Here is a 24,539-nt window from a genome sequence, read left to right as displayed (position 1 = left end):
GCTTATCATCAGGACGCTACAGATTAGATGGTAACCAGGCCGCGTACACCTTCACGCTCCATATTTTCGCCACGGCCCTGCTGGACGATTTCACCCCGCGACATCACCAGGTACTGGTCAGCCAGCTCGGCGGCGAAGTCGTAGAACTGCTCTACCAGCAGGATCGCCATGTCGCCGCGTGCGGCCAGTTTCTTGATCACTGCGCCGATCTCCTTGATCACCGACGGCTGGATGCCTTCGGTGGGTTCATCGAGGATCAGCAGGCGCGGACGGCTGGCCAGGGCGCGGCCAATCGCCAACTGTTGCTGCTGGCCGCCGGACAGGTCACCGCCGCGCCGGTGCTTCATTTGCAGCAACACCGGGAACAGTTCGTAGATAAAGGCCGGCACTTCCTTGGCCTCGGCACCGGGAAACCGCGACAAGCCCATCAGCAGGTTTTCTTCCACCGTCAGCCGCCCGAAAATCTCCCGACCCTGCGGCACGTAGGCGATCCCGGCGTGCACGCGCTGGTGCGGCTTGAACCCGGTGATGGGTTTGCCTTCCCAATTCACCGCGCCCTCCTTGGCCGGCAGCAGGCCCATCAGGCATTTGAGCAAAGTGGTCTTGCCCACGCCGTTACGGCCCAGCAGGCAGGTGACCTCGCCGATCTTCACATCAAAGGAGAGACCGCGCAGGATGTGGCTACCGCCGTAATACTGATGCAGCTTGTCGACGTGCAGCATGTTCAAAACTCCTCAAATCGTGCAGGTGCCTGGCATGCAGGTGCCTGGTGGCAAGTGCCTGGCGTGCAGGTACCTGGCATCTGTGGTGAGCAGGCTTGCCCTGCGTTGGGCTGCGCAGCAGCCCTAAACCCAGGCGATGCAGTGTGCCTGGCGTAACGCGGCGCTCTTATTGGGGCCGCTTCGCAGCCCAACGCAGGGCAAGCCTGCTCACCACAACAGTGTGTCTGCCGCCGATTTTTCAGCGGCCCAGGTACACCTCGATCACCCGTTCATTTTCCTGCACTTGTTCCAGCGATCCTTCCGCCAGCACGCTGCCCTGGTGCAACACGGTCACGTGGTCGGCAATCGAACCGACGAAGCCCATGTCGTGCTCCACCACCATCAACGAGTGCTTGCCCGCCAGGCGTTTGAACAGTTCGGCGGTGAATTCAGTTTCGGCGTCGGTCATACCCGCTACCGGTTCGTCGAGCAGCAACAGCTGCGGGTCCTGCATCAGCAGCATGCCGATTTCCAGGAACTGCTTTTGCCCGTGGGACAGCAAACCCGCCGGGCGATCCAGTGACGCGGTCAGGCGAATAGTGTCGAGCACTTCATCGATACGGTCTTTCTGCTCGCCACTCAGGCGCGCGCGCAGGCTGGCCCATACCGACTTGTCGGTCTTCTGCGCCAGCTCGAGGTTTTCGAACACGCTGAGGGCTTCGAACACCGTCGGTTTCTGGAACTTGCGGCCAATGCCGGCCTGGGCGATCTGCACTTCGCTCATGCTGGTCAGATCCAGGGTCTCGCCGAACCAGGCCTTGCCGTGGCTGGGGCGGGTCTTGCCGGTGATCACGTCCATCAGCGTGGTCTTGCCGGCGCCGTTGGGGCCGATGATGCAGCGCAATTCACCGACACCGATGTACAAGTTCAAGGCGTTGAGGGCCTTGAAACCGTCGAAGCTGACGCTGATGTCTTCCAGGGTCAGGATCGTGCCGTGGCGGGTGTTCAGGCCGGTGCCGGCGGCCTGGCCAAGGCCGATGGCATCGCGGCCGCTGCCCGCATCGAGAATAGGTTCGAGCATGACGTTCCTCATTTTTTCAGCAGCCCGATCACGCCCTTGGGCAGGTACAGGGTGACGATGATGAACAGCGCGCCGAGGAAGAACAGCCAGTATTCCGGGAAGGCCACGGTGAACCAGCTCTTCATGCCATTGACCACGCCGGCGCCGAGCAACGGCCCGATCAGCGTGCCGCGCCCGCCCAGGGCCACCCACACGGCGGCTTCGATGGAGTTGGTGGGCGACATTTCGCTGGGGTTGATGATGCCCACTTGCGGCACATACAACGCCCCGGCCAAACCGCACAACACCGCGCTCAGCACCCACACGAACAGCTTGAAGCCGCGCGGGTCGTAGCCGCAGAACATCAGGCGGTTCTCGGCGTCACGCAGGGCGGTCAGTACCCGGCCGAACTTGCTGCGTGCCAGCCGCCAGCCGATGAACAGGCTCGCCACCAGCAGCAGGACCGTGGCCACGAACAACACCGCGCGCGTGCCCGGTTCGGTGATGCCGAAACCGAGAATGCTGCGAAAATTGGTGAAGCCGTTGTTGCCGCCGAAGCCCGTCTCGTTGCGAAAGAACAACAGCATCCCGGCGAAGGTCAGGGCCTGGGTCATGATCGAGAAATACACGCCCTTGATCCGCGAGCGGAAGGCGAAGAAACCGAATACCAGCGCCAGCACGCCCGGCGCCAGCACCACCAGGCACAGGGCCCACAGGAAGTGCTCGGTGCCAACCCAATACCAGGGCAGTTCGGTCCACGACAGGAAGGTCATGAACGCCGGCAACTCATCGCCGCTGGCCTGGCGCATCAGGTACATGCCCATCGCATAACCGCCGAGGGCGAAGAACAGGCCGTGGCCGAGCGACAGCATCCCCGCGTAGCCCCACACCAGGTCCAGCGCGAGCGCGACGATGGCATAGCAGAGGATCTTGCCGACCAGTGTCAGGGTGTAGGCGGACACATGCAGCGCACTGTCCGGCGGCAACAACGACAGTAGCGGCAGCGCGAGCAGTACCACAAGGATCAGCGCGCCCACTGCAATCGTGACGGTGGGGCCGGCCTTTTGCGTGGCCGTGAGCATCAATGGCTGGTTCATCAGTCGATCACCCGTCCTTTCAGTGCGAAGAGTCCCTGCGGGCGTTTCTGGATAAACAGAATGATCAGCGCGAGGATCAGGATCTTGCCGAGCACGGCACCGATCTGCGGTTCGAGAATTTTGTTGGCGATCCCCAGGCCGAAGGCCGCCATCACGCTGCCGGCCAACTGGCCGACACCGCCGAGCACCACCACCAGGAACGAATCGATGATGTAGCTCTGGCCCAGGTCCGGGCCGACGTTGCCGATCTGGCTCAGCGCCACGCCGCCCAGGCCGGCGATGCCGGAGCCAAGGCCAAACGCGAGCATGTCCACGCGCCCGGTGGGCACGCCACAGCAGGCAGCCATGTTGCGGTTCTGGGTGACGGCGCGCACGTTGAGGCCCAGGCGCGTCTTGTTCAGCAGCAGCCAGGTCAGCACCACCACAAACAGCGCGAAGGCGATGATCACGATGCGGTTGTACGGCAGCACCAGGTTGGGCAGTACCTGGATCCCGCCGGACAGCCACGCGGGATTGGAGACTTCGACGTTCTGCGCGCCAAACACCAGGCGCACCAACTGGATCAGCATCAGGCTGATGCCCCAGGTGGCGAGCAGGGTTTCCAGCGGCCGGCCGTACAGATGGCGAATCACCGTACGCTCCAGCGCCATGCCGATCGCGGCGGTGACGAAGAACGCCACCGGCAAGGCGATCAACGGGTAGAACTCGATGGCTGCGGGCACGTAGCGCTGCATCAGCAACTGCACCACATAGGTCGAGTAGGCGCCGAGCATGAGCATCTCGCCGTGGGCCATGTTGATCACACCGAGCAGGCCGAACGTGATCGCCAGGCCCAGGGCCGCGAGGAGCAGGATCGACCCCAGGGACATGCCGCTGAAGGCCTGGCCGAGGATCTCGCCGAGCATCAGTTTGCGTTTGACCTGGGCCAGGCTGGTTTCGGCTGCGGTGTGCACGGCGGCGTCGGTTTCCACGCCCGGCGCCAGCAATGCTTCGAGACGGGTGCGCGCCAGCGGATCGCCGGTGCTGCCCAGCAGACGCACCGCAGCGAGGCGCACCAGCGGGTCGGTGTCGACCAGTTGCAGATTGGCCAGCGCCAGGCTGAGGGCGGTGTGCACGTCCTCGTTGGTCTCGGCGGCGACTTGCTGGTCGAGGAATTTGAGCTGCGCAGGCACAGCGGTTTTTTGCAGGGTTTGTGCTGCGGCCAGGCGCACCTTGGGGTCGGCGGCGAGGAGTTGCTGGCTGGCCTGCACGTTGTCGATCAAACCGCGCAGGCGGTTGTTCAGGCGTACGGTCCTGGTTTCACCGTTGACCGTGAGTTGGCCTTGTTGCAGGGCGTCGACCAGTTCGATGCGGGCTGGATTTGGCTGGGCAGCCCAGTCCTGCAGCAGCTTGGCTTGCTGGGTCGGGTTGGCGGCCAGGAAGTCTTCGGCATCGCCTGCGTGTGCGGCCAGCGGCAGCAACAGCAGGGCGGCGAGGATGAAGCGGTAAAGGGCAGTGGGCATACCAAAGTGTCCTGATCATGCGCGGACAGTGTGGGAGCGGGCTTGCTCGCGAATGCGCCGTGTCAGTCGACGCATCCGGAGCTGATCCAGCGCTTTCGCGAGCAAGCCCGCTCCCACATTTAGACCGAGTCGGGCTTAGTTGCTCTTGACGGCGTAATCCGGCTTTTTGTCATTGCCAGGAATGTACGGGCTCCACGGTTGCGCGCGGATCGGCTCCTGGGTCTGCCAGACCACCGAGAACTGCCCGTCCGCCTGGATCTCGCCGATCATCACTGGCTTGTGCAGGTGGTGATTGGTCTTGTCCATGGTCAGGGTGAAGCCCGACGGCGCGGCGAAGGTCTGGCCGGCCAGCGCTTCACGCACTTTGTCGACATCGGTGGACTTGGCTTTCTCGACAGCCTGCGCCCACATATGGATGCCCACGTAGGTGGCTTCCATCGGGTCGTTGGTCACGGCTTTGTCCGCGCCCGGCAGGTTGTGTTTCTTGGCGTAGGCCTTCCAGTCGGCGACGAATTTGGTGTTCACCGGGTTCTCCACCGACTGGAAGTAGTTCCAGGCCGCGAGGTTGCCCACCAGCGGCTTGGTGTCGATGCCGCGCAGCTCTTCTTCACCCACCGAGAACGCCACCACCGGTACGTCGGTGGCCTTCAGGCCCTGGTTGGCCAGCTCTTTGTAGAACGGCACGTTGGAGTCGCCATTCACGGTGGAGATCACTGCCGTCTTGCCGCCGGCGGAGAACTTCTTGATGTTGGCGACGATGGTCTGGTAGTCGGCGTGGCCGAACGGGGTGTAGACCTCTTCGATGTCTTTGTCCGCTACACCTTTGGAATGCAGGAACGAGCGCAGGATCTTGTTGGTGGTGCGTGGGTACACGTAGTCGGTGCCGAGCAGGAAGAAACGCTTGGCGCTGCCGCCTTCTTCGCTCATCAGGTATTCCACCGCCGGGATCGCTTGCTGGTTCGGCGCTGCACCGGTGTAGAACACGTTGGGCGACATCTCCTCACCCTCGTATTGCACCGGGTAGAACAGCAGGCCATTGAGCTCTTCGAACACCGGCAACACCGATTTGCGCGACACCGAGGTCCAGCAGCCGAACACCACGGCGACCTTGTCCTGGGTCAGCAGCTGGCGGCCTTTCTCGGCGAACAGCGGCCAGTTGGAGGCGGGGTCGACGACCACCGGCTCGAGCATCTTGCCGTTCACCCCGCCCTTGGCGTTGATCTCGTCGATGGTCATCAGCGCCATGTCCTTGAGCGACGTTTCGGAGATGGCCATGGTCCCGGACAGCGAATGCAGGATGCCGACCTTGATGGTCTCGGCGGCCTGCACGGTCCAGGTCAGGCCCATGGCGGCAATGGATGCCGACAGGGTGAAAGCCTTGATCAAGCTGCGACGCTTCATGGTGCGATCTCCGTAAACGTTGGATTTTTTCTGAGGGCCAGATATGAACGTTAAAACGGTACTAGCAAAGGCTGTGCCCGATGACGCACCGCCCGGTTTTGCGGGGGCATACCTGCAGCTGGAGGGTTGTGCGCACCAAAAACGAGCGACCAGGCGGTGGCGGTGCAGGTGATGCGCCTAAAGAGTGCCGGGAGGCAAAGGCGCCTTGATAACCAAGCGGCGCCCCTCTTGAGGCTGACCGCGATGAGTTGCAGGCCGCTGTCGCGACAGGGCTGCGTCTTGAACCCTAGCGCTTGCGCATCAGGCCTATAAAGAACAGCCCGCCGATCGCCGCCGTGGCAATGCCGATCGGCAGGTCTTGCGGGGCGATCAGGGTGCGCGCGGCCACATCCACCCACACCAGGAACAAGCTGCCCAGCAACGCGCAGACCGGCAGCAACCGGCGGTGCTCGGCGCCTACCAGGCGCCGGGCGATGTGCGGCACCATCAGCCCGACAAAACCGATGGAGCCGCTCACCGACACCAGTACGCCGGTCATCAATGAGGCGATCAGGAATACCCGCAGGCGCACGTTGCGGGCGTTCAGGCCAAGGGTCACGGCGGTCTGTTCGCCGGCCATCAGCGCATTCAGCGGCCGCGCCATGCCCACCAGCAGCATCAGCCCCAGCACCACCACGGCGGCAGGCACCATCAGCAGTTCCCAACGCGCCAGGCCGAGGCCGCCGAGCATCCAGAACATCACCGCCGACGCGGCGCGGTGGTCGCCCATGAACAGCAGCAGGTTGGCCGTCGCCATCATCACGAACGACACCGCCACACCGCACAGCAACAGGCGATCACTCTCCAGCCGGCCATTGCGACTCGCCACGGCCAGCACCACCAGCATGCTCACCAACGCACCGATAAATGCGGCGATGGGCAAGGTCAGCAGGCCGATGATTTCGCCGACATGCAGCACCACGATCACCGCGCCGAGCGTGGCGCCGGAGGTGACGCCCAGCAGGTGCGGATCCGCCAGCGGGTTGCGGGTGACAGCCTGCAATACCGCGCCGATCAACGCCAGGCCGGCGCCCACCAGCGCCCCGAGCAACATGCGCGGCACCCGGATCAGCCAGACGATGTGCTCCTGCCCGACCGGCCAGTTGACCTCGCCGAGTCCGAAGGCCTTGTACAACAAGACGCGCCACACCACGTCCACCGGCACCCGCGCCGGGCCGAAACCCAGGGAGAGCACGCAGGACACCAGCAACACCGCCCCGAGGGTGGCGAGCAGCAAGGCGTAGCGACGGGTGATCATTCGCCGTGGAACCCCTTGGCCAGGGTTTCGACGGCCAGCACGTTATCGATGCCGGGCGTGGCCTGCACGTAAGGGATCACGATAAAACGCTGGTTCTTGATCGCATCCACCGCCTGCAGTGCCGGGTTATTGAGCAGGAAGGCCTGCTTCTGGTCGGCGCTGACTTCGCTGTAGTCGACGATCACGATGACCTGCGGGTTGCGCTCGACCACGGTCTCCCAGTTGATGCGCGTCCAGCTGGCGTCGACGTCGTCGAGGATATTGCGCCCGCCGGCAGCCTCGATCAGTGCCTGGGGCATGCCCAGGCGGCCGGAGGTCATGGCGCGGTCTTCGCCGCTGTCATAGAGGAACACGCGGGGTGTGTCGGCGGGCAGGTCCTTGCGCACCTCGGCGACCTGCGCCTGCATCTGGGCGATCAGGGCGTTGGCGCGGTCCTGGACGTCGAAGATCTTGCCCAGGTTGCGCAGGTCATTGTAGGTGTCGTCCAGGGTCGCGGCCGGGCGCTTCATGACAAAAGCGCACGACTCGGTCAGCTCATACACGTTGATGCCCAAGGGCTGCAGGGTTTGCGGCGTGAGGTCGCCGCCCACGCGCATGCCGTAGTCCCAGCCGGCGAAGAAGAAATCCACATTGGCGTTGAGCAGGGTTTCCACCGAGGGATACTTGCTAGCCAGCTCCGGCAGGCCATCGAGGGTCTGGGCCATTTGCGCGCTGACCGACTTCCATCCTGTCACACCGCTGTAGCCGGCCATGCGTGGCTTGAGGCCCAGGGCGAGCATCATCTGGGTCATGTTGATGTCGTGGCTCACCGCATGCTGCGGCGCTTCCTGGAAGGTCACGTCGCGGTTGCAACTCTTGATGGTCACCGGGTAATGGGTCGCTTCGGCGAACGCTTGAGCCGTGCCGAACAGCAGGGCGAGAGACAGCAGGGAGCGCAGGATCATGGTTGAGTTATCCAGGTGATTCGGGGGTAGCCGGACAAGGGATGGGTGTCGATCAGCGCCTCGACGCCGAACACGTCGCGCAGCAACTCGGCGGTGAGTACTTGATGGGGCGTGCCACTGGCGACGATGCGCCCGTGGTCGATCACATAGAGGCGGTCGCAAAAGGCGGCGGCCAGGTTCAGGTCGTGGATGCTGGCCAGGGTGCCGATGTTCAGGCGTTTGACCAGCCTTAAAAGCTCAAGCTGGTAGCGCGGGTCGAGGTGGTTGGTCGGCTCGTCGAGGATCAGCAGTTGCGGTTGCTGGGCCAATGCACGGGCCAGGATGACGCGCTGTTTTTCACCGCCCGACAGCGTGCCGAACGCGTGGTCGTCAAAGCCCTGCATGCCCACCGACGCCAGCGCCTGTTGCACCAACTGCTGGTCCTGTTGTGTGTCGCTGTCAAACAAACCCTTGTGGGGTGTGCGGCCCATGGCGACCACTTCATCCACGCGCAGGCCGAAGGCATCCGGAAACTCCTGCAGCACCACGGCAATACGTTGCGCGCACCACTTGGCGCTTTGCTTCCACACGTTCCGATGGTCGAGCCGCACTTCACCGTGTTCCGGTTGGGTGAACCGGTAGGCGCAGCGCAACAGGCTGGTCTTGCCGCTGCCGTTGGGCCCGATCAGCCCGACAAACTCCCCCGCACCGACCTGCAGGCTGGCGTCACGCAGTTGGAACCGGTGATGGCAGCGGTCGTGACCCGGTGGGGTCCAGCCAAGCTGGGCGAGGGTGAGTGAAGTCATCGTTACTCTCTGGATCAACACAATTGAACGGTGGGCGCTGGCTTGCCTGCTATAGCAGTTTGTCTGGTCCAGATGCACTGCCTGAACCGCCGCCATCGCAGGCAAGCCAGCTCCCACATGGGGTTCCGCTAAAAGGTGTAGTCCGCCGTGACGAAGAACGAGCGCGGTTCACCGAGGATCCACTGTTGGCCGTCGTTGTACTGGCTGACGGCGTAGGTACGGTCGAACAGGTTGTTCAACTGCAGGCCCAGGGTGGTGTTGCGCAGTGCTTTCCACGAGACGCTGGCGTCGACCACGGTGTAGCTCGGCAACTCGTTCTGGTTGGCCATGTCGGCATACCGCGCATCGACATAGCGCACACCGGCGCCGGCGCGGATATCGTCGGTCACAGCCTTGCTCAGCCACAGGTTGGCGGTGCGGCGCGGTACGTCCACCGGGCGGTTGCCGTCGCGCGATACCTGTACGCCGTCGACGTCCTGTTTGAAGTCGTCGTACTGCGCCCGCACGAAGGCGGCATTGGCTTGCAGTTGCCAGGCGTTCGGCAGTTGCAGGTCGAGGCTGGCTTCCAGGCCATTGGACGATTGCTGGCCGACCTGCTGCTGTTGGTCGGGGTCGCCCGGCACGTCGGTGAGCAGTTTTTTCTTGACGATATGGTAGGCGGCCAGCGTCCATTCACCGCGTTGGTCCCAGAAGGTTTGCTTGATGCCGATCTCGCTTTGCTTGGCCGTCGACAGGTCGAACTGCTGCTGGCTCTTGCTCAGGGAAATCAAGCCGCCGACGCCGTCGGTGCTGGTGGCGTACTGGCCGTAGACCGACGTGTCCGGGGTGATCGCATACACCAGGCCGGCCTTCCAATTGTTGCCGGTGAGGGTCTTGTCGTTCTGGCTGCCGTCGCGCAAATCATCGCGATCAATGTGCGCGTAGTCACGGCGGATGCCGGTGATCAGCGACAGTTGATCGGTGAGTTGCAGGCGGTTTTCAGCGAAGCCGGCGACGGTCTTGGTGGTGGTGGCGAACACCGGTTTGAACGGGTCGTTACTGGCGAACTGTCCAGGCGCCGGGTGGTTCACGTCGATAGGTTGGCCACCGTTGAAGGTGTCTTCAAACGGGGTGTTGCTGGCCAGGCGGAAGCGGATGCGGTTGTACTCCACGCCGGTCACGGTCTGGCTGTCGAGGCCGAACAGGGTGTGCTTGAAGGTGAAGGTCTGGCGATCACCGACCTGTTCCTGGTTGTGCTTGATGCCGACGTTGCCGCTGCGGGTGAGTTGGCCGTCGGTGAAATTGTAGTTCTCGGCGTTCTGCCAGCGACGCTGGTTCTTCAGGTAGTACAGCTCGTTGGTGGCGCTGACATGGTCGTTGATCTGCCATTCGCTGGTCAGGCGCGTCCACTGGTCGTTGTAGTGCTGGATGTCGTTGCTGACGTTGTAGTTCTTGTCGCGCAGGCCCTTGTGCAATTGGCCGTTGATCAGCGGGGTGCCGAAGTAGTTTTGCGGGCGCTGGTCGCCGTAGTCGCTGGCCAGGGTAAAGCTCAGGTTGTCTGCCGCCTGCCAGCGCAGCGCGCCGCTGACGAAGTCGCTGCTGGAGTCGCCACGGTCGATGAAACCGTTGCTGCGCAGGCGATTGAGGTTCAAGCGATAGCTCAGGGTGTCGGTCAGCGAGCCGCCGCTGTCCAGGGCTTCCTGCTGGCGGTCGTAGGAGCCGTAGCCGAGGCGGATATGGTTTTCGATCTCGCCGCTGAAGGGTTTTTTCGGCACGGTGTTGACCACCGCACCGGTGGCACCTTCGCCGTACAGCACCGAAGCCGGGCCGCGCAAAACGTCCACGCGCTCCACCGACCAGGTGTCCACCGGGAAGGTCGAGGTCCCCATGCCCATGTACATGCGGTTGCCGTCATACAGCTGCATCACCGAACCCTGGCCGGTAAAGCCACGGGCCGAGAGCGACGTGCCGCCGTCACCCGGCGAGCCGGTGCGGCTGATGCCGGTGGCGCGGGAAATCGCATCCTGCACGCTGGCGTCGCCGCGTTCGCGGATCTGCGTGCCGGTCTGGCTCTCGACGCTGCCCGGGGTTTGCAGGGCAGTAAGGTTCAGGCGTGAGCCGGCGGTGGTCGGCGTGTTCAGGTCGACGCGTTCGTCATCCACCGCAGGCGCGGTGACGGGGCTGGCGGGCAGGGTCAGGGCCTGGGCGCTGGTGTGCAGGGCGAGCAGGCACAGGCCGGACGCAAGGTACTTGTTCATCAGACGGAAAATCGCTTCTTCGAGGCGGTGCTCGCCGTAGGGGACGGCGAGCCGGGGTATGCAGTAAGTGTTATAAGTTAACACTTTCTGCGTCGTGGGCGAAAGCCCGCGTAAGACTACATAACGCCTCTAAGTGGGGCATCTCGCCTAATTCATGCCGAACCTGAGGCGGATTCATGTGGGGCGAACAGCCGCGACAGCACCAGGCGATCCACCACCCACACGACGATCAACGACGCGCCCACCAACGGGAAAACAATTGCCAGTCCCAGCATGATGACCATCGCGGTTTTCCACTTCGGCAGGTCATGGCGCAACGGCGGAACCCCCAGGCCGCCTGCAGGCCTGCGCTTCCACCAGATCACCACGCCGCTCACGGCGCTGAGCAGGATCATCAGGCAGATCAGCAGGACCACCAATTGGTTGATCCAGCCGAACATCTTGCCTTCGTGCAGCATCACCCCGGTTTCGGTGGCCCGCGCCACGCCGTTGTAGTGGTCCCAGCGCACATCGGCCAGGACCTTGCCGGTGTACTGGTCCACATGCAGGGTGGCGTCGTTGCGCGGGTCGTTGGCGAATACCGCGACGGTGAACACACCCTCGGCGGTAGTAGGAAAAGTAATGCTGTAGCCGGGCTCGACCTGGCGCGCATTGGCGAGGTCGACCACCTGTTGCAGGCGCAGGGTCGGCGCGGCAGGGCCTGAGTGCAGGCCGGCGTGATTCATGTGTTCGGCATGGTCGCCGGACATCGGCATCGGCGTGTTTTCCATGGCCCAGGGCACGGTCTGCTGGCTGGCGGTGTTGAGCACCCGCGCCTGCTGGTCGGACTGCGGCACGTTGTTCCACATGGCTGCCGGGAACGTGTTCCACAGGTCGGCGTATTGCTTGCCCCAGAAGCCGGTCCAGGTCATGCCGCTGAGCAGCATCACCAGCAAAAACGCCGCGCCCCAGAAGCCCGCGACTGCATGCAGGTCACGCCAGAACACGCGGCCACGGCTATTGAAACGCGGCCACAGCACCCCGGCCGATGACTTGCCACGCGGCCACCACAGGTACAGGCCCGACACCACCAGCATCACGCCCCAGCCGGCAGCGAGTTCCACCAGGCGATCACCGACGGTGCCGATCATCAACTCGCCATGCAGCGCGCGGGCGATGGCTTGCAGGTTGTTTTTTGCATCTTGTTCGCCGAGCACGGTGCCGCGATAGGGATCGACGAACACCGTGACTTCACGCCCACCGTCGTGCATCACGAATTGTGCGCTGCTGGTGGCGTCGGCCGGGGGCAGGTACTTGCTGATCTTGCCCTGGGGGAAAGCGGCCTGGGCGCGTTGCAGTTGCTCGTCTGCGCTCAACGCGTGCTCGGCGCTCTGGACCTTGAGCAGGTCGCCGTACATCAGCGGGTCGAGCTGGGGTTTGAACAGGTAGATGATGCCGGTCAGCGCCAGCAACACCATGAAGGGGGCGACAAACAGGCCGGCGTAGAAATGCCAGCGCCAGGCCAGGTTGTAGAAGGATATCTTTTGAGTGGTCATCAGGTGCTCCGCACAGGCTCGTTATTTATTGGGTGTAAACGCAGGACCTGCAGGCGCCGGCAAGCCGGCTCCTGCAGGGTGTGCGTCAGAAGCTCATGTCCACCTTGGTCCAGAGCGTGCGCCCCGGTTCCTTGATGGCTTGCGGGTCGTTGGCGGGGTAGCCGAAGCCGGCGTTGCCCGCCAGGTTCAGATGCTCGGCGTAGGCCTTGCCAAACAGGTTGTCGACGCCGGTACTGACCTTGAAGTTTTTATTGATGCGGTACGCGGCGTTCAGCGAGAACACGCCGAAACCTGCGCTCTTGTCGAAGTCCTTGCCGACCACATTGCCCTTGTTCCGGTCGATGCGGTTCTGCGCCGCAACCACGCGCCACAGGGCACCGGCGCTCCAGTCATCCTCGCTGTAAGTGAGGCCCAGGCGCGCATCCAGGGGCGGCATTTGCGGCAGGGCCTTGCCGTCGCTGCTGTTCTTGCCCCAGGCGTAGGCCAGGGTCGCGTCGGCCTTCCACTGGCGAGTCAGCTTGTAGGCCGCGCCGAGTTCACCGCCCATGATCCGCGCGTCCACATTGCGTGCCTGGGAGGTGGTGCCTGTCATTCCTGGCTGGTAGTCGAACAAGATGAAATCGCGGACCTGGCCGATGTATCCCGAGGCCCAGGCTTCGAGGTCGGCGGTTTTGTATTGGGCGCCGACGTCGAGTTGGGTGGTCTTCTCCGGCTTTATGCTGTCGAAGGCGTTGACTGAACCGGCCGGGCCGTTGTCCGGGGAAAACAGTTCCCAGTAATCGGCAAAGCGCTCGGCATGGCCCAGGCCTGCGTAGACGGTGGTCGGGCTGTCTGCCAGGTCGTGTTCAAAGCGCACGAAACCTGACGGCAAAGTGTCGGCGCGGGATTTGTCGGCGGTCGGGTTGGGGCTGGGCATCATGCCCGCATCGAGGGTTTGCCGGAAATCCTTGGCTGAGGCGCGGTCCAGGCGCGCCCCGGTGATCAGGCGGTCGCGGTCGGCGGCGTACCAGGTCAGTTCGCCGAATGCGCCGTAGTTGTGGAAGTTGGCGTCCTTGACCTTGGGCAAATCCTTGTAGGTATCGATACCCATGCTGCTGCGCTGGCGATGCTCGTTGGTCTGCGCATCCAGGCCGCCGATCAGTTGCACATCGGCCCAGCGCCAGGTGGCCTTGACCCGCGCACCGAGGGTGCGGCGGTCGACGTTGGCGGCCATGGGCCCGGCCATCATCCCGGTGCCGGAGGGCACGCGCAGGCTGTAGTTATCCATCACATGGTCGGCGTAGTTGTAGTAGACCTGGGCCTCGACCTTGTCCAGCACGGCGCCGATGTTGGACTTCTCGAAGCGCAGCCCCAGGCTTTCGCGCAGGAATTGCGAACCGTCCATGCCGCGTCCGGCGTAGCGCGCTTCGCCATCGCCGCGGCCGGCGGTGAGTTCCAGCAGAGTGTCGGCGTCCGGGGTGAAGCCGACCGCGACGTCGCCATTCCATTTGTCGTAGCGCGAGGCGACGGTGTCGTGATTGCCGTCCTTGTAGTCGTCGGCATGCGCCTGGTTGCCGATCACCCGCACATAGCCGAGGGGCCCGCCGGCCGCCGCATCAATGACCTTGTCGAAGCGCCCGTTGGAGCCGGCCAGCACACTCGCGTTGAGGCGTGTACCGAGTGCGCCGAACTGCTCCGGCTCGCGCTCGAACAACACGGTGCCGGCTGATGCGCCGGGGCCCCACAGCACGGTTTGCGGGCCCTTGATCACGGTGAGCTTGTCGTAGGTTTCCGGCGAAATGTAGGAGGTCGGCGCATCCATCCGACCCGGGCAGGCGCCGAGCATCATGCTGCCGTTGGTGAGGATATTCAGGCGCGAGCCGAACATTCCGCGCAGCACCGGGTCGCCATTGGTGCCGCCGTTGCGCACCAGGGCGAAGCCGGGGATGGTCTTGAGGTAGTCGCCGCCGTCGCTGGCGGGCACTGGCTGGCGCGGGTCCTTGGGGTTGGTGACCACGGTCAGCGGCGAGCTGGGGGCAATCGCGGTGATCACGGTGGGGCTCAGTTCATGCTCGTCGGCCTGGGCCTGTGGCGCCAGGAGTGCGCCGCATAAAACGGCGAGCACAGGGGTACATCCCATACGGGTGTCAGCAGAAAACCTGGACATGACAAATTCCATCAATCAATCGTAAACAACACGGCCAGCAGCCTGCGGCTGTCTGTCTAAAGTCGGCCGGGGTGAAGTAACGGTGCTCGGTGCCTACGAGACGATGGGCGGCGCGCGGCTGCGGGCGCCGGGGAAGATGCTCTGCCGGGCATGACCCAGGCGTGGGGTGGGGGTGAGGGCGTTGGCCGGCGGTGGGTTACCGAGGCTGAGGTAGGACACGCTGCCCGGCAGCGCGGGGCAACTGAACAGCAGGCTGCAATAGCCGCATTTTTCCCAGAGGACGTGGTGTTCGTCGGCGGTTTTTTTCGGTTGCGGCTCGCCATGGCAGCTCGGCATGTCCATGGACATTTCCATGGACATGCCGACGTGATGGTCCATCGGCATCGCCTGGGAAATCAGCGGACCGATAAAGATCATCAGCATGGCGAACAGGCTGATCCAACTGCCGCGCATCACGCGGTGGCGGGGGGACAACCTGGCGCGAGGGGCGCCCATCGAGTGTCTGCCTACTGGGCGTGCTTATGCTCGTTGGGGGCCGTCGGCGGCACTTTTTGCACCGACACTTCGACTTCGACCTTGCCGGCTTTTTCGAAGGTCAGGGTCAGCGGGAACTGTTTGCCATCGGCCAGCAGGCTGCGGTCCTTGAGGCCCAGCAGCATCACGTGATACGCCATCGGCGCGAAGGTCAGGTCGCCCTTGGCCGGCACCGCGACGCTGGGCACTTGCTGCATCTTCATCAAATCGCCCTGCATCACGTGCTCGTGCAACTCGGCTTTTTCCGCCACGGGCGTGTCGACGCTGAGCAGGCGGTCCGGTGTCTCGCCGGTGTTATGAATCACGAAATACGCCGCGACGGTCGGCGCATTCGGCGGCAACTCCTGGGACCAGGGATCGCTGACCAACAGGTCGCCGGCCTTGTAGTCATCGGCATTGGCAGCAACGCACACCGGCAGCAACAAAGCAGCCAGAAGCAGGGAAGATTTGAGCATGGCAGTTCTCCAGAACGGTTCTAAACGCAGTTCACTTGCGAAGAAAATCAGACCGTCGGAGAGGCGCGGGGGTTGAGGCTTGGCCATTGCTGGCGCGGGGTAGGGTTACGCAATACCGGCGGCGGCAGGCTCTGCACCGCCTCGAACCGCGTGACATACAACTGCGGCACATGCCCCGGCAACGCCACCCACGGCGCCGAGCCCGAGCAACACCAGCAATGCTGCATGGTGGAGTGATCGTCCTGCTGCGGCGCTGGAATCTCCAGCTTGCCCAGGGCAATCGTCTTCAGGCTGGCGCCGTTGGACGAACAGAAACTGCCCCACAGCAACTGCTGCACTGGGTCCTGGGATTGTTGCATGGCACTGGCCATCGGCATGGCAAAGGCATTGAACAGCACTGCAAGGCAGGCGATCCAGGCAATTGCAAAGCGTTGACGGGCCATGGCGGACAATCCGTAGGGTTAAACGATCAGGGGGGTATTTAGCCTGATCGGGGGGGATAAGTAAAAAGGGGCGGTGTGGTTTGGTGTCGCAGTGACTAGCTTGAGGATAGACCGGAACCACAGATTGCCAATTTTTCAGACCAGGCGCGAAATCCTGCATGATGCTGAACCCTGTGGGAGCTGGCTTGCCTGCGATGCAGACGACTCGGTCCAGCAGCTGGAGCGAGGTGATGCTATCGCAGGCAAGCCAGCTCCCACAGGTTGGACTATGCCCGACTCGGCTGTGGGGGTCTTCAGCAGAAACGTCCGACAGCTTTTTGAGGTTGTCCCTAGGACACTCAATCTCTAGTCTCCGTACACCGCTGAAAACTCAGCGGACGGGCGTCGCGGCCCGGATTCCTATTGGACACTGAGCGTCATCGTCTGCTTTCAGTTGGCGCTTTTTTATCGTCTACTGTGCGGCGCTATGGCGGCTGTACGCGGGATACCTTCGGGTATGCCGGGTTTCCTGAGGACCGGTCCGCGAACCTGCGTACAGCTGCCACCCCCTATCGCGTCGCGGCGATCAGTGGCAGCTCCATTTCCTTAGGAGTTCCACAATGATCAAACCCACCCCCAATCCTCCCATCCGGCTATTCACCGTGGCCGATGGAATCAGCACTGAAGACCTTTTGGTCAACCTCAGCGAAACACTCGCTTCAGCCAATGCACTGAGTTGCGACATTGCCTTCAACCTGGAAGGCGCACCGCGCGAAGAGTTGCTAGGCGTTGCGCAGTTGATCGAGCTGGCGCAATTGCTCGCTGACCGTGTGCACGATGGTGTCGGACAGGCGACAGCCACGATCAACTGAAGGCCCGCTGCAATCTGTAGGAGCCGGCTTGCCGGCGATGAGGCCATCGAGGCCGGCGGCGGGTTTTCGGGCGTCATCGCTGGCAAGCCAACGCCTACAGTGAATGCAGCGTCTGAAAGGTGAGGCACGCAATCAGAAATTTCCGACAGCTCATTAGGGGGGGGAGGAAGCTAAACCTCTTATATCCGTACACCGCTGCAAACTCAGCAGTCGGGAGTTGCGGTACCCGTACACAAGCGTGATCGTGTGGCCGGCCTTAGACTTCCCAGCTGGCTTCGCGTATGTGATTGAAGTTGACGACATCTACGCAGTGCTGATGAGCAAAACCCGCGACTCTAAGATCGTCAGTCAAAACCAGATAATTATCTTTTGCTGCGGCGACAATACCGACATCGGTAAGGCCATAGGGTGACAACTCATAATCGCGACTTATAGCCAAGGCTGGAATGTGCGTCTCGATTATTGTGGAAAGTGAGTGCGTTAGCGTTTCATAGAAGTCGTGCAACTTGCTTCCATAAAGTCCATTTGTCAGGTTGCTGACTTCAGCGAGAATGTGGGGTGTTGAAACGAGCTTTTCAAATTGATCGATTACTTTAAGCAGAAGTTGATAGTCTTCATTGCTGTAGCCGCGTGTTCTCTTGAATTCCCCGATGCTGGGCGTTCCTCCTATCAGTGCCAGAAGTAGCAAATTAGTGTCAACGATGATTCCTTTTCTTCGATACTTCTTGATGTAAGTATCTATCATATCTCACGGATCTTCATGGAGCGGAACTCGCCAGTCTCCGCGTCAATGATGAAGGTCTTGTATTTTCGTTCAAATATTTCTCCGGAAAGAGCTGCGCCCATTCTCTGGAGTTTGTTAGGGTTTGGGACGTTAAAGCCCAGTGTGATTGCCCAGGCTTTTTTGTTTGGATCTAGTTCTACTTCCTCAAGCATTAAATCGTTCAGCGCCATTTCTTGCCCGAGAAAATCGTTGGCTGCTGCTTTTGCAACTTTAACAGCCTCTTTAACTTCTATCATGTCAGCTCCTGAATATCGGTGGGCCGGGCTTGAACTGCTTCTGGAGTTTAGCACTTCGTGTTGTAGGTTCATCGCCGTCTCTTGAAGGTAAAAATAGATCGGATAGAGGTTGGCGGATGATCCTGATCTATCACATGAACGCTGCCAATGAATCGATTGTTTCTGCGGGCGACAAAAACTCCCGGTCCACCGCAACCAACACCGGCCGCTTCAACACCAAGACCGGCACGCCACGCTCGCGCGCCACTTCCAGTTTCGGCTCGGTGGCGGTGCTACCGCTGTTCTTGCTGATCAACACATCAATCCCGCGCCGTGCAAACAACGCGCGTTCGTCTTCGAGCAGAAACGGCCCACGTGCGCCGATCACTTCGCAACGTTCATTCCCCGGGTACACGTCGAGCGCGCGTAGCGTCCAGAATTGGTCGGCAGGGATTTCATCGAGGTGCTGCAGCGGCTCGCGACCCAGCGTGAACAGCGGCCGCTTGAAGAGTTTCAAAGCGTCGATCAGTTCGGCCCAGTCAGCGACCTCGCGCCAATCATCTCCCGGCTGCGGCTGCCACGCCGGGCGTCGCAGCGCCCAGCAGGGGATGCCGGTGATCTGCGCGGCCTCGGCGGCATTGCGGCTGATCTGCGCCGCATACGGGTGGGTTGCATCGAGGATCAGGCTGATGCCCTCATCCCGGACAAACTGGGCCAAGCCCCCAGCGCCGCCGTAACCGCCAACACGCACGTGGCAGGTCAGGTCAGTGGGCACGCGCCCAACCCCGGCCAAACTGTAGACATGCTCCGGCCCCAAAGTCCGTGCGATAGCCAGCGCTTCGGTCACGCCGCCCAACAGCAAGATGCGTTTCATCGCGGCTTGACCACTTCCAGCAGGGTAATCGGCAGCGCCTGGCGCCACGTATCAAACGCCCCCAACGGCTGGGCCTGGGCCACGTGGATGCGGGTCAGTTCGCCGCCGTGCTCCGCGCGCCAGTTCATCAGGGTCATTTCGCTCTGCAGGGTCACGGCGTTGGCCACCAGCCGACCGCCAGGGCGCAGGTGTTGCCAGCAGGTGTCGAGCACGCCGTCGCGGGTGACGCCGCCGCCGATAAAGATCGCGTCCGGTGCTTCGAGGCCGTTGAGCGCTTGCGGCGCGGTGCCGCGGATCAGTTGCAGGCCGGGCACACCGAGGGCGTCGCGGTTGTGTTCGATCAGGCCCTGGCGGCCTGCGTCGGCTTCAATCGCCAGCGCACGGCAGCTCGGGTGCGCGCGCATCCATTCGATGCCGATGGAGCCGCTGCCCGCGCCCACGTCCCAGAGCAGCTCACCGGGCATCGGCGCGAGGCGGGCGAGGGTCATGGCGCGCACATCGCGCTTGGTCAGTTGGCCATCGTGTTGGAAGGCTGAGTCGGGCAGGCCCGCCAGGCGTGACAGGCGTGGTGTTTCGCTGGAAGCCAGGCAATCGATGGCGACCAGGTTCAAATCGGCGACGCGAGCGTGTTGCCAATCCCCAGCCAGCCCGTCAATGCGCCTTTCATCCGCGCCGCCCAGATGTTCAAACACGCTCAACCGGCTGGGCCCGAACCCGGATTCAGCCAGCGCCGCGGCAATCAATGCAGGACTGCTGCCGTCATTGCTCAATACCAGCAACCGCACGCCGGTCGCCAGATGTGCATTCAGCGCCGCCAAGGGCCGGGCGACCACGGACAGCGTCACCACCTCCTGCAACGGCCAGCCCAACCGCGCCGCCGCCAGGGACACCGATGAAGGCGCCGGCAAAACCAGCAACTCGGCAGCCGCCACCTGCCGCGCCAAACTGGCGCCCACGCCGTAGAACATCGGGTCGCCGCTGGCCAGCACGCACACCGGTTCGCCATGTCGCGCCAGCACCGGCTCCAGGGAGAACGGGCTCGGCCACAACTGTCGCTCGCCGCGAATACACACCGGCAACAGGTCCAGCTGGCGTTGGCCGCCTATAATCCGGGTGGCGCGCAACAGGGCGTGCCGGGCATTCCTGCCCAGCCCCTTGAAGCCGTCTTCACCGATGCCTACAACCGTCAGCCAGGGCGACATATGAATTCCTTGAACGACATCCGACGGGCAGGCTTTTCATGCCGCCGGACAAAGCAGGCATAATACCGCGCCTTGACCCGTTAACCGGTAGCCCCGTGAACCCAACGCCTGCTCTGAATACCTTGCGCCCCTCGGCTTGTCCGGGGTTGCTGCGTATCGTCCAGGCGCTGGACGGCGGCATTTGCCGGATCAAACTGGCCGGCGGTTCGATCACGGCGGCCCAGGCCAACGCTGTGGCAGACGCGGCCCACGCCTATGCCGGCGGGGTGATCGAGGCCACCAACCGCGCCAACCTGCAGATTCGTGGGATCGGCGCCGAGCAGCAAGCCTTGATCGCCCTGCTGCTCGCCGCGGGCCTGGGGCCCAGCAATGCCGCCGGCGACGATGTGCGCAACCTGATGCTCAGCCCCAGCGCGGGTATCGACCCGCAGATGCTGTTCGACACGCGCCCATTGGCAGACCAGATCCTGGCCACCCTGCAAAGCCATCCGCGTTTTCATGAGTTGTCGGCCAAGTTCGCCGTGCAGCTGGATGGCGGGGAGGCCCTGGCGATGCTCGAGCATCATCATGACCTGTGGCTGTCGGCGTTCGTACGCAAGGGCGAGACGCTCCTGGCGTTCGGCCTGGCAGGCTGTCCGGGGCTGGATGCGCCGCGGGCGGCTGTGCCTCTGGCGCAAGGCCATGCACTGGTGGTGGCCGTGCTGGATGCGTTTCTGGACCTCGCCACGCCAGAACAGACGCGCATGCGCTATCTGCCTGTGGATAACTTAATGAGCCGTCTGGATCTGCCGCTGCTGCCAATCGACGGCTTCAAGCGCCCGCCCAGTGGTGCCTTGCTGCATCTCGGCACTTATCCACAGACGCAGAAAAACCAGTTCTACGTCGCTGCCATCGCCCCCTTGGGTCGCCTGAATGCGACGATGCTCAAGGGCGCCGCACAACTCGCCAGTGAGTACGGCGACGGCACCCTGCGTTTCACTCCTTGGCAGGGCGTGCTGTTGCCCAACATCGAAAAGCCCCACGCGGTGACCGAACGCCTGGCGCAGCTGGGCTTCCTCTGCTCGGTCGACCAACCGCTGGCGCACATGATTGCCTGCACCGGCTCCAGCGGCTGCGGCAAGGCCTTGGCCGACACCAAGGCCGACGCGGTGCAACTCGCCGCCTTGCAACCCGGCCATGGCGTGCACCTGTCCGGTTGCCCACGTTCCTGCGCCGCCGCGCACACGGCGCCGGTCACCTTGCTGGCGGTGAGCCCCGGCCACTACGACCTGTATTTTCGCGATGCAGCCCACGCCGGTTTCGGCCGGCTGCACGCGCGCACTCTTTCTATTGAAGCGGCGGGCGCCCTGCTGCGCGCTCGCCCACGGAGCAACACCGATGATTGATTACATCCGCGACGGTCAGGAGATCTATCGCAACTCCTTCGCCATTATTCGCGCGGAAGCCAAATTGGACCGTATCCCGGCTGATCTGGAGAAACTCGCGGTGCGCGTGATTCATGCATGCGGCATGGTCGAGGCCATCGATGGCCTGCAGTTCTCTGAAGGCGCAGGCAAGGCCGGCCGCGATGCACTGGCCGCCGGTGCACCGATTCTGTGTGATGCGCGGATGGTTTCCGAAGGCGTGACCCGCGCGCGGCTGCCGGCCAACAATGCCGTGATCTGCACCCTGCGCGACGACAGCGTGCCGGCGTTGGCGCGCGAGCTGGGCAACACGCGCTCTGCGGCTGCGCTGGAACTGTGGCGTCCACACCTGGAAGGCAGTGTAGTGGTGATCGGCAACGCGCCGACCGCCTTGTTCTACCTGCTGGAAATGCTCGACGCCGGCGCACCGAAGCCGGCATTGATCCTTGGTTTTCCGGTTGGTTTTGTCGGCGCTGCCGAGTCCAAGGCGATGCTGGCCGCCGACAGCCGTGGCGTGCCGTTCGTGATCATGCAAGGCCGCCTGGGCGGCAGTGCGATGGCCGCCGCTGCGGTGAACGCCTTGGCCACGGAGGTCGAATAATGCCGGTACGCGGACGTTTGATTGGCCTGGGTGTGGGCCCCGGTGACCCCGAGTTGATCACCCTCAAGGCCCTGCGCCTGCTGCGTGAATCACCGGTGGTGGCGTACTTCGTGGCCAAGGGCAAGAAGGGCAACGCCTTCGGCATCATCGAAGACCACCTGATCGCGCAGCAGACCCTGATGCCGCTGGTGTACCCGGTGACCACCGAGATACTCCCGGCGCCGCTGTCGTACGAGCAAGTCATCAGCGACTTCTACGACGCTGCCAGCCTCGACGTGGCCGCGCACCTGGATGCCGGCCGCGACGTGGCGGTGATCTGCGAAGGCGACCCGTTCTTCTACGGCTCCTACATGTACCTGCACGACCGCCTGGCCGAGCGGTATGAGGCCCAGGTCATTCCCGGCGTGTGCTCGATGCTCGGCGGTGCCTCGGTACTCGGCGCGCCGCTGGTGTATCGCAACCAGAGCCTGTCGGTGCTCTCGGGCGTGTTGCCCCATGATGACCTCAAGCGCCGCCTGGCAGATGCCGACGCGGCGGTGATCATGAAGCTGGGTCGCAACTTCCCCAAGGTGCGCCAGGTGCTCGAAGAACTCGGCCTGGCCGAGCGCGCGCTGTATGTGGAGCGCGCGACCATGGCCAACCAGAAAATCGTGCCGCTGGATCAGGTAGAGCCGATGTCTTCGCCGTACTTCTCGCTGATCATCGTGCCCGGTGAACGGTGGCAAGGTTGATGAATCCGGCGATTGTCATTTTGGGCCAGGGCAGCCTGGCCACCGCGCGCAGGATCCAGCAGGTTTACCCGGGCGCATTGATCCACGGCCTGGCCGGACGGGTTGAAGGCGCGGACCAGGCATACAGCGAATTCGGCGCGACCCTGCGCCAGTTGTACCAGCAAGGCACGCCGCTGATCGCGCTGTGCGCGGCCGGTATCGTGATCCGGACCCTGGCGCCACTGCTGCTGGAAAAAGGTGAAGAACCCGCCGTGCTGGCGGTGGCCGAAGACGGCAGCGCCGTGGTGCCGCTGCTCGGAGGCCTGGGCGGCGTGAATGTCATGGCCCGTGAAATTGCCAGTGCGTTGCAGGTGTCCGCGGCCATCACCACCAGTGGCGAGCTGCGTTTCGGCACCTGCCTGCTCAACCCGCCTGCGGGATATGAGTTGGCTGACCTGGACCTCGGCAAGCGCTTTGTGTCCGACCTGCTGGCCGGCGCAAGCGTGCGGATTGAGGGGGCGGCGCCCTGGCTGGATGAGGCCAACCTGCCACAGGATCAGCAGGCGCGCCTGGCGATTCACGTCGGCAGTGCCGAGCGCGCGCCGGCTGCCCATGAATTGCTGATCTATCCGAAGACCGTGTGCGTCACCTGCAAACCGGGTCCGCAACTGGCGGCACGTGTGCGCAGCGCGCTGCACGAAGCGGGTATCGCCGTGCAATCGCTGGCTTGCCTGTTGGCCAGCGAGACGCAGATGGCCGATGTGTCGCTGCACGAAGCGGCGGCGCAATTGGCCGTGCCGCTGCGCTTTGCCGTCGTGGAGCAAGACGCGGATATCGCTATCAGCGTCGCCGAACAGCCGCTGGACGTGTCGCAGGTCGGTCGTGTGCGTGGCCGCCTTGCTGTCATCGGCCTCGGCCCTGGCGCCGCCGAGTTGATGGTGCCGGCGGTGAAGGCCGAACTCGCGCGCTGCACCGATGTGCTCGGCTATGAAACCTATGTGCGCATGGCCGGGCCGTTCCGTGACGATCAGGTGCAGCATTGCACCGACAACCGTGAAGAAATGCAGCGCGCCCGCCACGCCTTCGAACTGGCTGCCCTTGGCCGTTCGGTGGTGGTTGTATCGTCCGGCGACCCGGGTGTTTTCGCCATGGCGGCGGCGGTGATCGAAGCGTTGCACGAGTCCAGCGACCCCGCGTGGCACCAGGTCGACCTGCAGATCCTGCCCGGTGTTTCGGCCTCGCTGGCGACCGCCGCCCAGGCGGGTGCGCCGTTGGGGCATGACTTCTGCGTGATGTCGCTGTCGGACAACCTCAAGCCCTGGTCGATCATCGAAAAGCGCCTGGACCTCGCGTCCCAGGCCGACCTGGCCCTGGCGTTCTACAACCCGATCTCGCGTTCGCGGCCGTGGCAGTTGGGGCGCGCCCTGGAAATCGTTGCGCTGCACCGCACCCCCGAAACGCCGGTGGTGCTGGGCCGTGACATCGGTCGCCCCGGCCAGACCCTGCGCACCACGACCCTGGGCCAGCTCACGCCGGAGCAGGTGGACATGCGCACCATGGTGCTGATCGGCTCGTCCACTACCTGCACCTTCCCCCGTGCCGGTGGCGGTGATTGGGTGTACACGCCGCGCTGGTACGGCGAAAAACCCATCGGCTGAAAACGCCTCGACGGCTGCCAGAAAGCTCCGAGTGACCCAGGGAATCACCTGCGGTGACTCGGGGCTTTTTCTTTTTTTATCGATGAAAACCCGAAGGCTGGCAC

At 63.4% G+C, this 24,539-nt stretch carries 23 protein-coding genes; 5 read left to right on the top strand and 18 right to left on the bottom strand.

Annotation, left to right across the window (positions count from 1 at the left end; genetic code table 11):
• Positions 1 to 23: 23 nt before the first annotated feature.
• From urtE to AC07OJ_RS18460, 14 genes are all read right to left on the bottom strand, one after another.
• The gene (urtE, locus tag AC07OJ_RS18525) at positions 24 to 722 is read right to left on the bottom strand and encodes an urea ABC transporter ATP-binding subunit UrtE (protein ID WP_213550420.1); all 699 of its coding nucleotides are present in this window, start codon (positions 720 to 722) and stop codon (positions 24 to 26) included.
• Between the two features lie 238 nt (positions 723 to 960).
• Positions 961 to 1,794 carry an urea ABC transporter ATP-binding protein UrtD gene (gene urtD, locus AC07OJ_RS18520; protein WP_162946058.1) on the bottom strand — a complete coding sequence of 278 codons (834 nt, stop codon included), beginning with the start codon at positions 1,792 to 1,794 and terminating at the stop codon, positions 961 to 963.
• Entirely contained in the window at positions 1,791 to 2,858 is a 1,068-nt protein-coding gene (gene urtC, locus AC07OJ_RS18515) for an urea ABC transporter permease subunit UrtC (protein ID WP_065900235.1), read from the bottom strand. Before urtC ends, urtD begins: the two co-directional genes overlap by 4 nt.
• Positions 2,858 to 4,360, bottom strand: a complete 1,503-nt coding sequence (urtB, locus tag AC07OJ_RS18510) for an urea ABC transporter permease subunit UrtB (protein WP_065900236.1) — start codon at positions 4,358 to 4,360, stop codon at positions 2,858 to 2,860. The genes urtC and urtB overlap by 1 nt, the downstream gene beginning before the upstream one ends.
• Before the next feature lie 135 nt (positions 4,361 to 4,495).
• Positions 4,496 to 5,761, bottom strand: coding sequence for an urea ABC transporter substrate-binding protein (gene urtA / locus AC07OJ_RS18505; RefSeq protein ID WP_065900237.1), 1,266 nt, complete (start codon positions 5,759 to 5,761; stop codon positions 4,496 to 4,498).
• 286 nt (positions 5,762 to 6,047) lie between these two features.
• Positions 6,048 to 7,058 (bottom strand): FecCD family ABC transporter permease, encoded by a 1,011-nt coding sequence (locus AC07OJ_RS18500; RefSeq protein WP_106805292.1) that lies wholly within the window; start codon positions 7,056 to 7,058, stop codon positions 6,048 to 6,050.
• Positions 7,055 to 8,002, bottom strand: a complete 948-nt coding sequence (locus AC07OJ_RS18495) for an ABC transporter substrate-binding protein (RefSeq protein ID WP_201143440.1) — start codon at positions 8,000 to 8,002, stop codon at positions 7,055 to 7,057. The genes AC07OJ_RS18500 and AC07OJ_RS18495 overlap by 4 nt, the downstream gene beginning before the upstream one ends.
• Positions 7,999 to 8,787, bottom strand: coding sequence for an ABC transporter ATP-binding protein (locus tag AC07OJ_RS18490; protein ID WP_315411899.1), 789 nt, complete (start codon positions 8,785 to 8,787; stop codon positions 7,999 to 8,001). The genes AC07OJ_RS18495 and AC07OJ_RS18490 overlap by 4 nt, the downstream gene beginning before the upstream one ends.
• A gap of 128 nt (positions 8,788 to 8,915) precedes the next feature.
• Positions 8,916 to 11,024 carry a TonB-dependent receptor gene (locus AC07OJ_RS18485; RefSeq protein WP_495095089.1) on the bottom strand — a complete coding sequence of 703 codons (2,109 nt, stop codon included), beginning with the start codon at positions 11,022 to 11,024 and terminating at the stop codon, positions 8,916 to 8,918.
• Positions 11,025 to 11,176: 152 nt separating this feature from the next.
• Positions 11,177 to 12,559, bottom strand: a complete 1,383-nt coding sequence (locus AC07OJ_RS18480) for a PepSY-associated TM helix domain-containing protein (RefSeq protein ID WP_495094963.1) — start codon at positions 12,557 to 12,559, stop codon at positions 11,177 to 11,179.
• An 85-nt stretch (positions 12,560 to 12,644) separates the two neighbouring features.
• A complete protein-coding gene (locus AC07OJ_RS18475) occupies positions 12,645 to 14,705 on the bottom strand; it encodes a TonB-dependent copper receptor (RefSeq protein ID WP_495094962.1) in 2,061 nt (686 codons plus the stop codon).
• Between the two features lie 93 nt (positions 14,706 to 14,798).
• Positions 14,799 to 15,200 (bottom strand): DUF2946 domain-containing protein, encoded by a 402-nt coding sequence (locus AC07OJ_RS18470; RefSeq protein ID WP_162946059.1) that lies wholly within the window; start codon positions 15,198 to 15,200, stop codon positions 14,799 to 14,801.
• Between the two features lie 11 nt (positions 15,201 to 15,211).
• Positions 15,212 to 15,694 (bottom strand): copper chaperone PCu(A)C, encoded by a 483-nt coding sequence (locus AC07OJ_RS18465; RefSeq protein WP_120447524.1) that lies wholly within the window; start codon positions 15,692 to 15,694, stop codon positions 15,212 to 15,214.
• A 47-nt stretch (positions 15,695 to 15,741) separates the two neighbouring features.
• Positions 15,742 to 16,137: a DUF2946 domain-containing protein gene (locus AC07OJ_RS18460; protein WP_065900253.1), complete on the bottom strand. Its 396-nt coding sequence runs from the start codon at positions 16,135 to 16,137 to the stop codon at positions 15,742 to 15,744.
• 599 nt (positions 16,138 to 16,736) lie between these two features.
• Here AC07OJ_RS18460 and AC07OJ_RS18455 point away from each other — a divergent pair.
• Positions 16,737 to 16,988, top strand: a complete 252-nt coding sequence (locus AC07OJ_RS18455) for a DUF6124 family protein (RefSeq protein ID WP_065900255.1) — start codon at positions 16,737 to 16,739, stop codon at positions 16,986 to 16,988.
• A gap of 256 nt (positions 16,989 to 17,244) precedes the next feature.
• Here the strand turns inward: AC07OJ_RS18455 and AC07OJ_RS18450 are convergent, their stop codons facing one another.
• The 4 genes from AC07OJ_RS18450 to cbiE all read right to left on the bottom strand — a co-directional run bounded on the left by AC07OJ_RS18450 (position 17,245) and on the right by cbiE (position 20,063).
• Entirely contained in the window at positions 17,245 to 17,733 is a 489-nt protein-coding gene (locus AC07OJ_RS18450; RefSeq protein ID WP_120447527.1) for a PIN domain-containing protein, read from the bottom strand.
• Entirely contained in the window at positions 17,730 to 18,008 is a 279-nt protein-coding gene (locus AC07OJ_RS18445; protein WP_120447528.1) for a hypothetical protein, read from the bottom strand. The genes AC07OJ_RS18450 and AC07OJ_RS18445 overlap by 4 nt, the downstream gene beginning before the upstream one ends.
• A 130-nt stretch (positions 18,009 to 18,138) precedes the next feature.
• Positions 18,139 to 18,861: a cobalt-precorrin-6A reductase gene (locus AC07OJ_RS18440; protein WP_495094961.1), complete on the bottom strand. Its 723-nt coding sequence runs from the start codon at positions 18,859 to 18,861 to the stop codon at positions 18,139 to 18,141.
• Positions 18,858 to 20,063, bottom strand: coding sequence for a precorrin-6y C5,15-methyltransferase (decarboxylating) subunit CbiE (gene cbiE, locus AC07OJ_RS18435; protein WP_495094960.1), 1,206 nt, complete (start codon positions 20,061 to 20,063; stop codon positions 18,858 to 18,860). The genes AC07OJ_RS18440 and cbiE overlap by 4 nt, the downstream gene beginning before the upstream one ends.
• 38 nt (positions 20,064 to 20,101) lie before the next feature.
• Between cbiE and cobG the strand changes: the two genes are divergently transcribed.
• From cobG to cobJ, 4 genes are read left to right on the top strand one after another with little or no spacing between them, the layout of a single operon-like run.
• The gene (gene cobG / locus AC07OJ_RS18430; RefSeq protein ID WP_495094959.1) at positions 20,102 to 21,448 is read left to right on the top strand and encodes a precorrin-3B synthase; all 1,347 of its coding nucleotides are present in this window, start codon (positions 20,102 to 20,104) and stop codon (positions 21,446 to 21,448) included.
• The gene (locus tag AC07OJ_RS18425) at positions 21,441 to 22,067 is read left to right on the top strand and encodes a precorrin-8X methylmutase (RefSeq protein ID WP_495006891.1); all 627 of its coding nucleotides are present in this window, start codon (positions 21,441 to 21,443) and stop codon (positions 22,065 to 22,067) included. The genes cobG and AC07OJ_RS18425 overlap by 8 nt, the downstream gene beginning before the upstream one ends.
• Entirely contained in the window at positions 22,067 to 22,798 is a 732-nt protein-coding gene (locus AC07OJ_RS18420; protein ID WP_495094958.1) for a precorrin-2 C(20)-methyltransferase, read from the top strand. Before AC07OJ_RS18425 ends, AC07OJ_RS18420 begins: the two co-directional genes overlap by 1 nt.
• Entirely contained in the window at positions 22,798 to 24,435 is a 1,638-nt protein-coding gene (gene cobJ / locus AC07OJ_RS18415) for a precorrin-3B C(17)-methyltransferase (protein ID WP_495094957.1), read from the top strand. The genes AC07OJ_RS18420 and cobJ overlap by 1 nt, the downstream gene beginning before the upstream one ends.
• Positions 24,436 to 24,539 lie beyond the last annotated feature (104 nt).

It is taken from the genome of Pseudomonas sp. GW821-FHT09C08 (assembly GCF_059418125.1).
This window is presented reverse-complemented; position numbering and strand designations above follow the sequence as displayed.

Bases quoted from the DNA above. Each gene is read 5' to 3' on its own strand.
- urtE (WP_213550420.1), bottom strand. From the start codon at position 722: ATGCTGCACGTCGACAAGCTGCATCAGTATTACGGCGGTAGCCACATC.
- AC07OJ_RS18490 (WP_315411899.1), bottom strand. From the start codon at position 8,787: ATGACTTCACTCACCCTCGCCCAGCTTGGCTGGACCCCACCGGGTCAC.
- AC07OJ_RS18475 (WP_495094962.1), bottom strand. From the start codon at position 14,705: ATGTCCAGGTTTTCTGCTGACACCCGTATGGGATGTACCCCTGTGCTC.
- AC07OJ_RS18465 (WP_120447524.1), bottom strand. From the start codon at position 15,694: ATGCTCAAATCTTCCCTGCTTCTGGCTGCTTTGTTGCTGCCGGTGTGC.
- AC07OJ_RS18460 (WP_065900253.1), bottom strand. From the start codon at position 16,137: ATGGCCCGTCAACGCTTTGCAATTGCCTGGATCGCCTGCCTTGCAGTG.
- urtC (WP_065900235.1), bottom strand. From the start codon at position 2,858: ATGAACCAGCCATTGATGCTCACGGCCACGCAAAAGGCCGGCCCCACC.
- urtA (WP_065900237.1), bottom strand. From the start codon at position 5,761: ATGAAGCGTCGCAGCTTGATCAAGGCTTTCACCCTGTCGGCATCCATT.
- AC07OJ_RS18480 (WP_495094963.1), bottom strand. From the start codon at position 12,559: ATGACCACTCAAAAGATATCCTTCTACAACCTGGCCTGGCGCTGGCAT.
- AC07OJ_RS18425 (WP_495006891.1), top strand. From the start codon at position 21,441: ATGATTGATTACATCCGCGACGGTCAGGAGATCTATCGCAACTCCTTC.
- AC07OJ_RS18500 (WP_106805292.1), bottom strand. From the start codon at position 7,058: ATGATCACCCGTCGCTACGCCTTGCTGCTCGCCACCCTCGGGGCGGTG.
- AC07OJ_RS18470 (WP_162946059.1), bottom strand. From the start codon at position 15,200: ATGGGCGCCCCTCGCGCCAGGTTGTCCCCCCGCCACCGCGTGATGCGC.
- AC07OJ_RS18455 (WP_065900255.1), top strand. From the start codon at position 16,737: ATGATCAAACCCACCCCCAATCCTCCCATCCGGCTATTCACCGTGGCC.
- cobG (WP_495094959.1), top strand. From the start codon at position 20,102: ATGCCGCCGGACAAAGCAGGCATAATACCGCGCCTTGACCCGTTAACC.
- AC07OJ_RS18495 (WP_201143440.1), bottom strand. From the start codon at position 8,002: ATGATCCTGCGCTCCCTGCTGTCTCTCGCCCTGCTGTTCGGCACGGCT.
- AC07OJ_RS18450 (WP_120447527.1), bottom strand. From the start codon at position 17,733: ATGATAGATACTTACATCAAGAAGTATCGAAGAAAAGGAATCATCGTT.
- AC07OJ_RS18420 (WP_495094958.1), top strand. From the start codon at position 22,067: ATGCCGGTACGCGGACGTTTGATTGGCCTGGGTGTGGGCCCCGGTGAC.
- urtB (WP_065900236.1), bottom strand. From the start codon at position 4,360: ATGCCCACTGCCCTTTACCGCTTCATCCTCGCCGCCCTGCTGTTGCTG.
- urtD (WP_162946058.1), bottom strand. From the start codon at position 1,794: ATGAGGAACGTCATGCTCGAACCTATTCTCGATGCGGGCAGCGGCCGC.
- cbiE (WP_495094960.1), bottom strand. From the start codon at position 20,063: ATGTCGCCCTGGCTGACGGTTGTAGGCATCGGTGAAGACGGCTTCAAG.
- AC07OJ_RS18440 (WP_495094961.1), bottom strand. From the start codon at position 18,861: ATGAAACGCATCTTGCTGTTGGGCGGCGTGACCGAAGCGCTGGCTATC.
- cobJ (WP_495094957.1), top strand. From the start codon at position 22,798: ATGAATCCGGCGATTGTCATTTTGGGCCAGGGCAGCCTGGCCACCGCG.
- AC07OJ_RS18445 (WP_120447528.1), bottom strand. From the start codon at position 18,008: ATGATAGAAGTTAAAGAGGCTGTTAAAGTTGCAAAAGCAGCAGCCAAC.
- AC07OJ_RS18485 (WP_495095089.1), bottom strand. From the start codon at position 11,024: ATGAACAAGTACCTTGCGTCCGGCCTGTGCCTGCTCGCCCTGCACACC.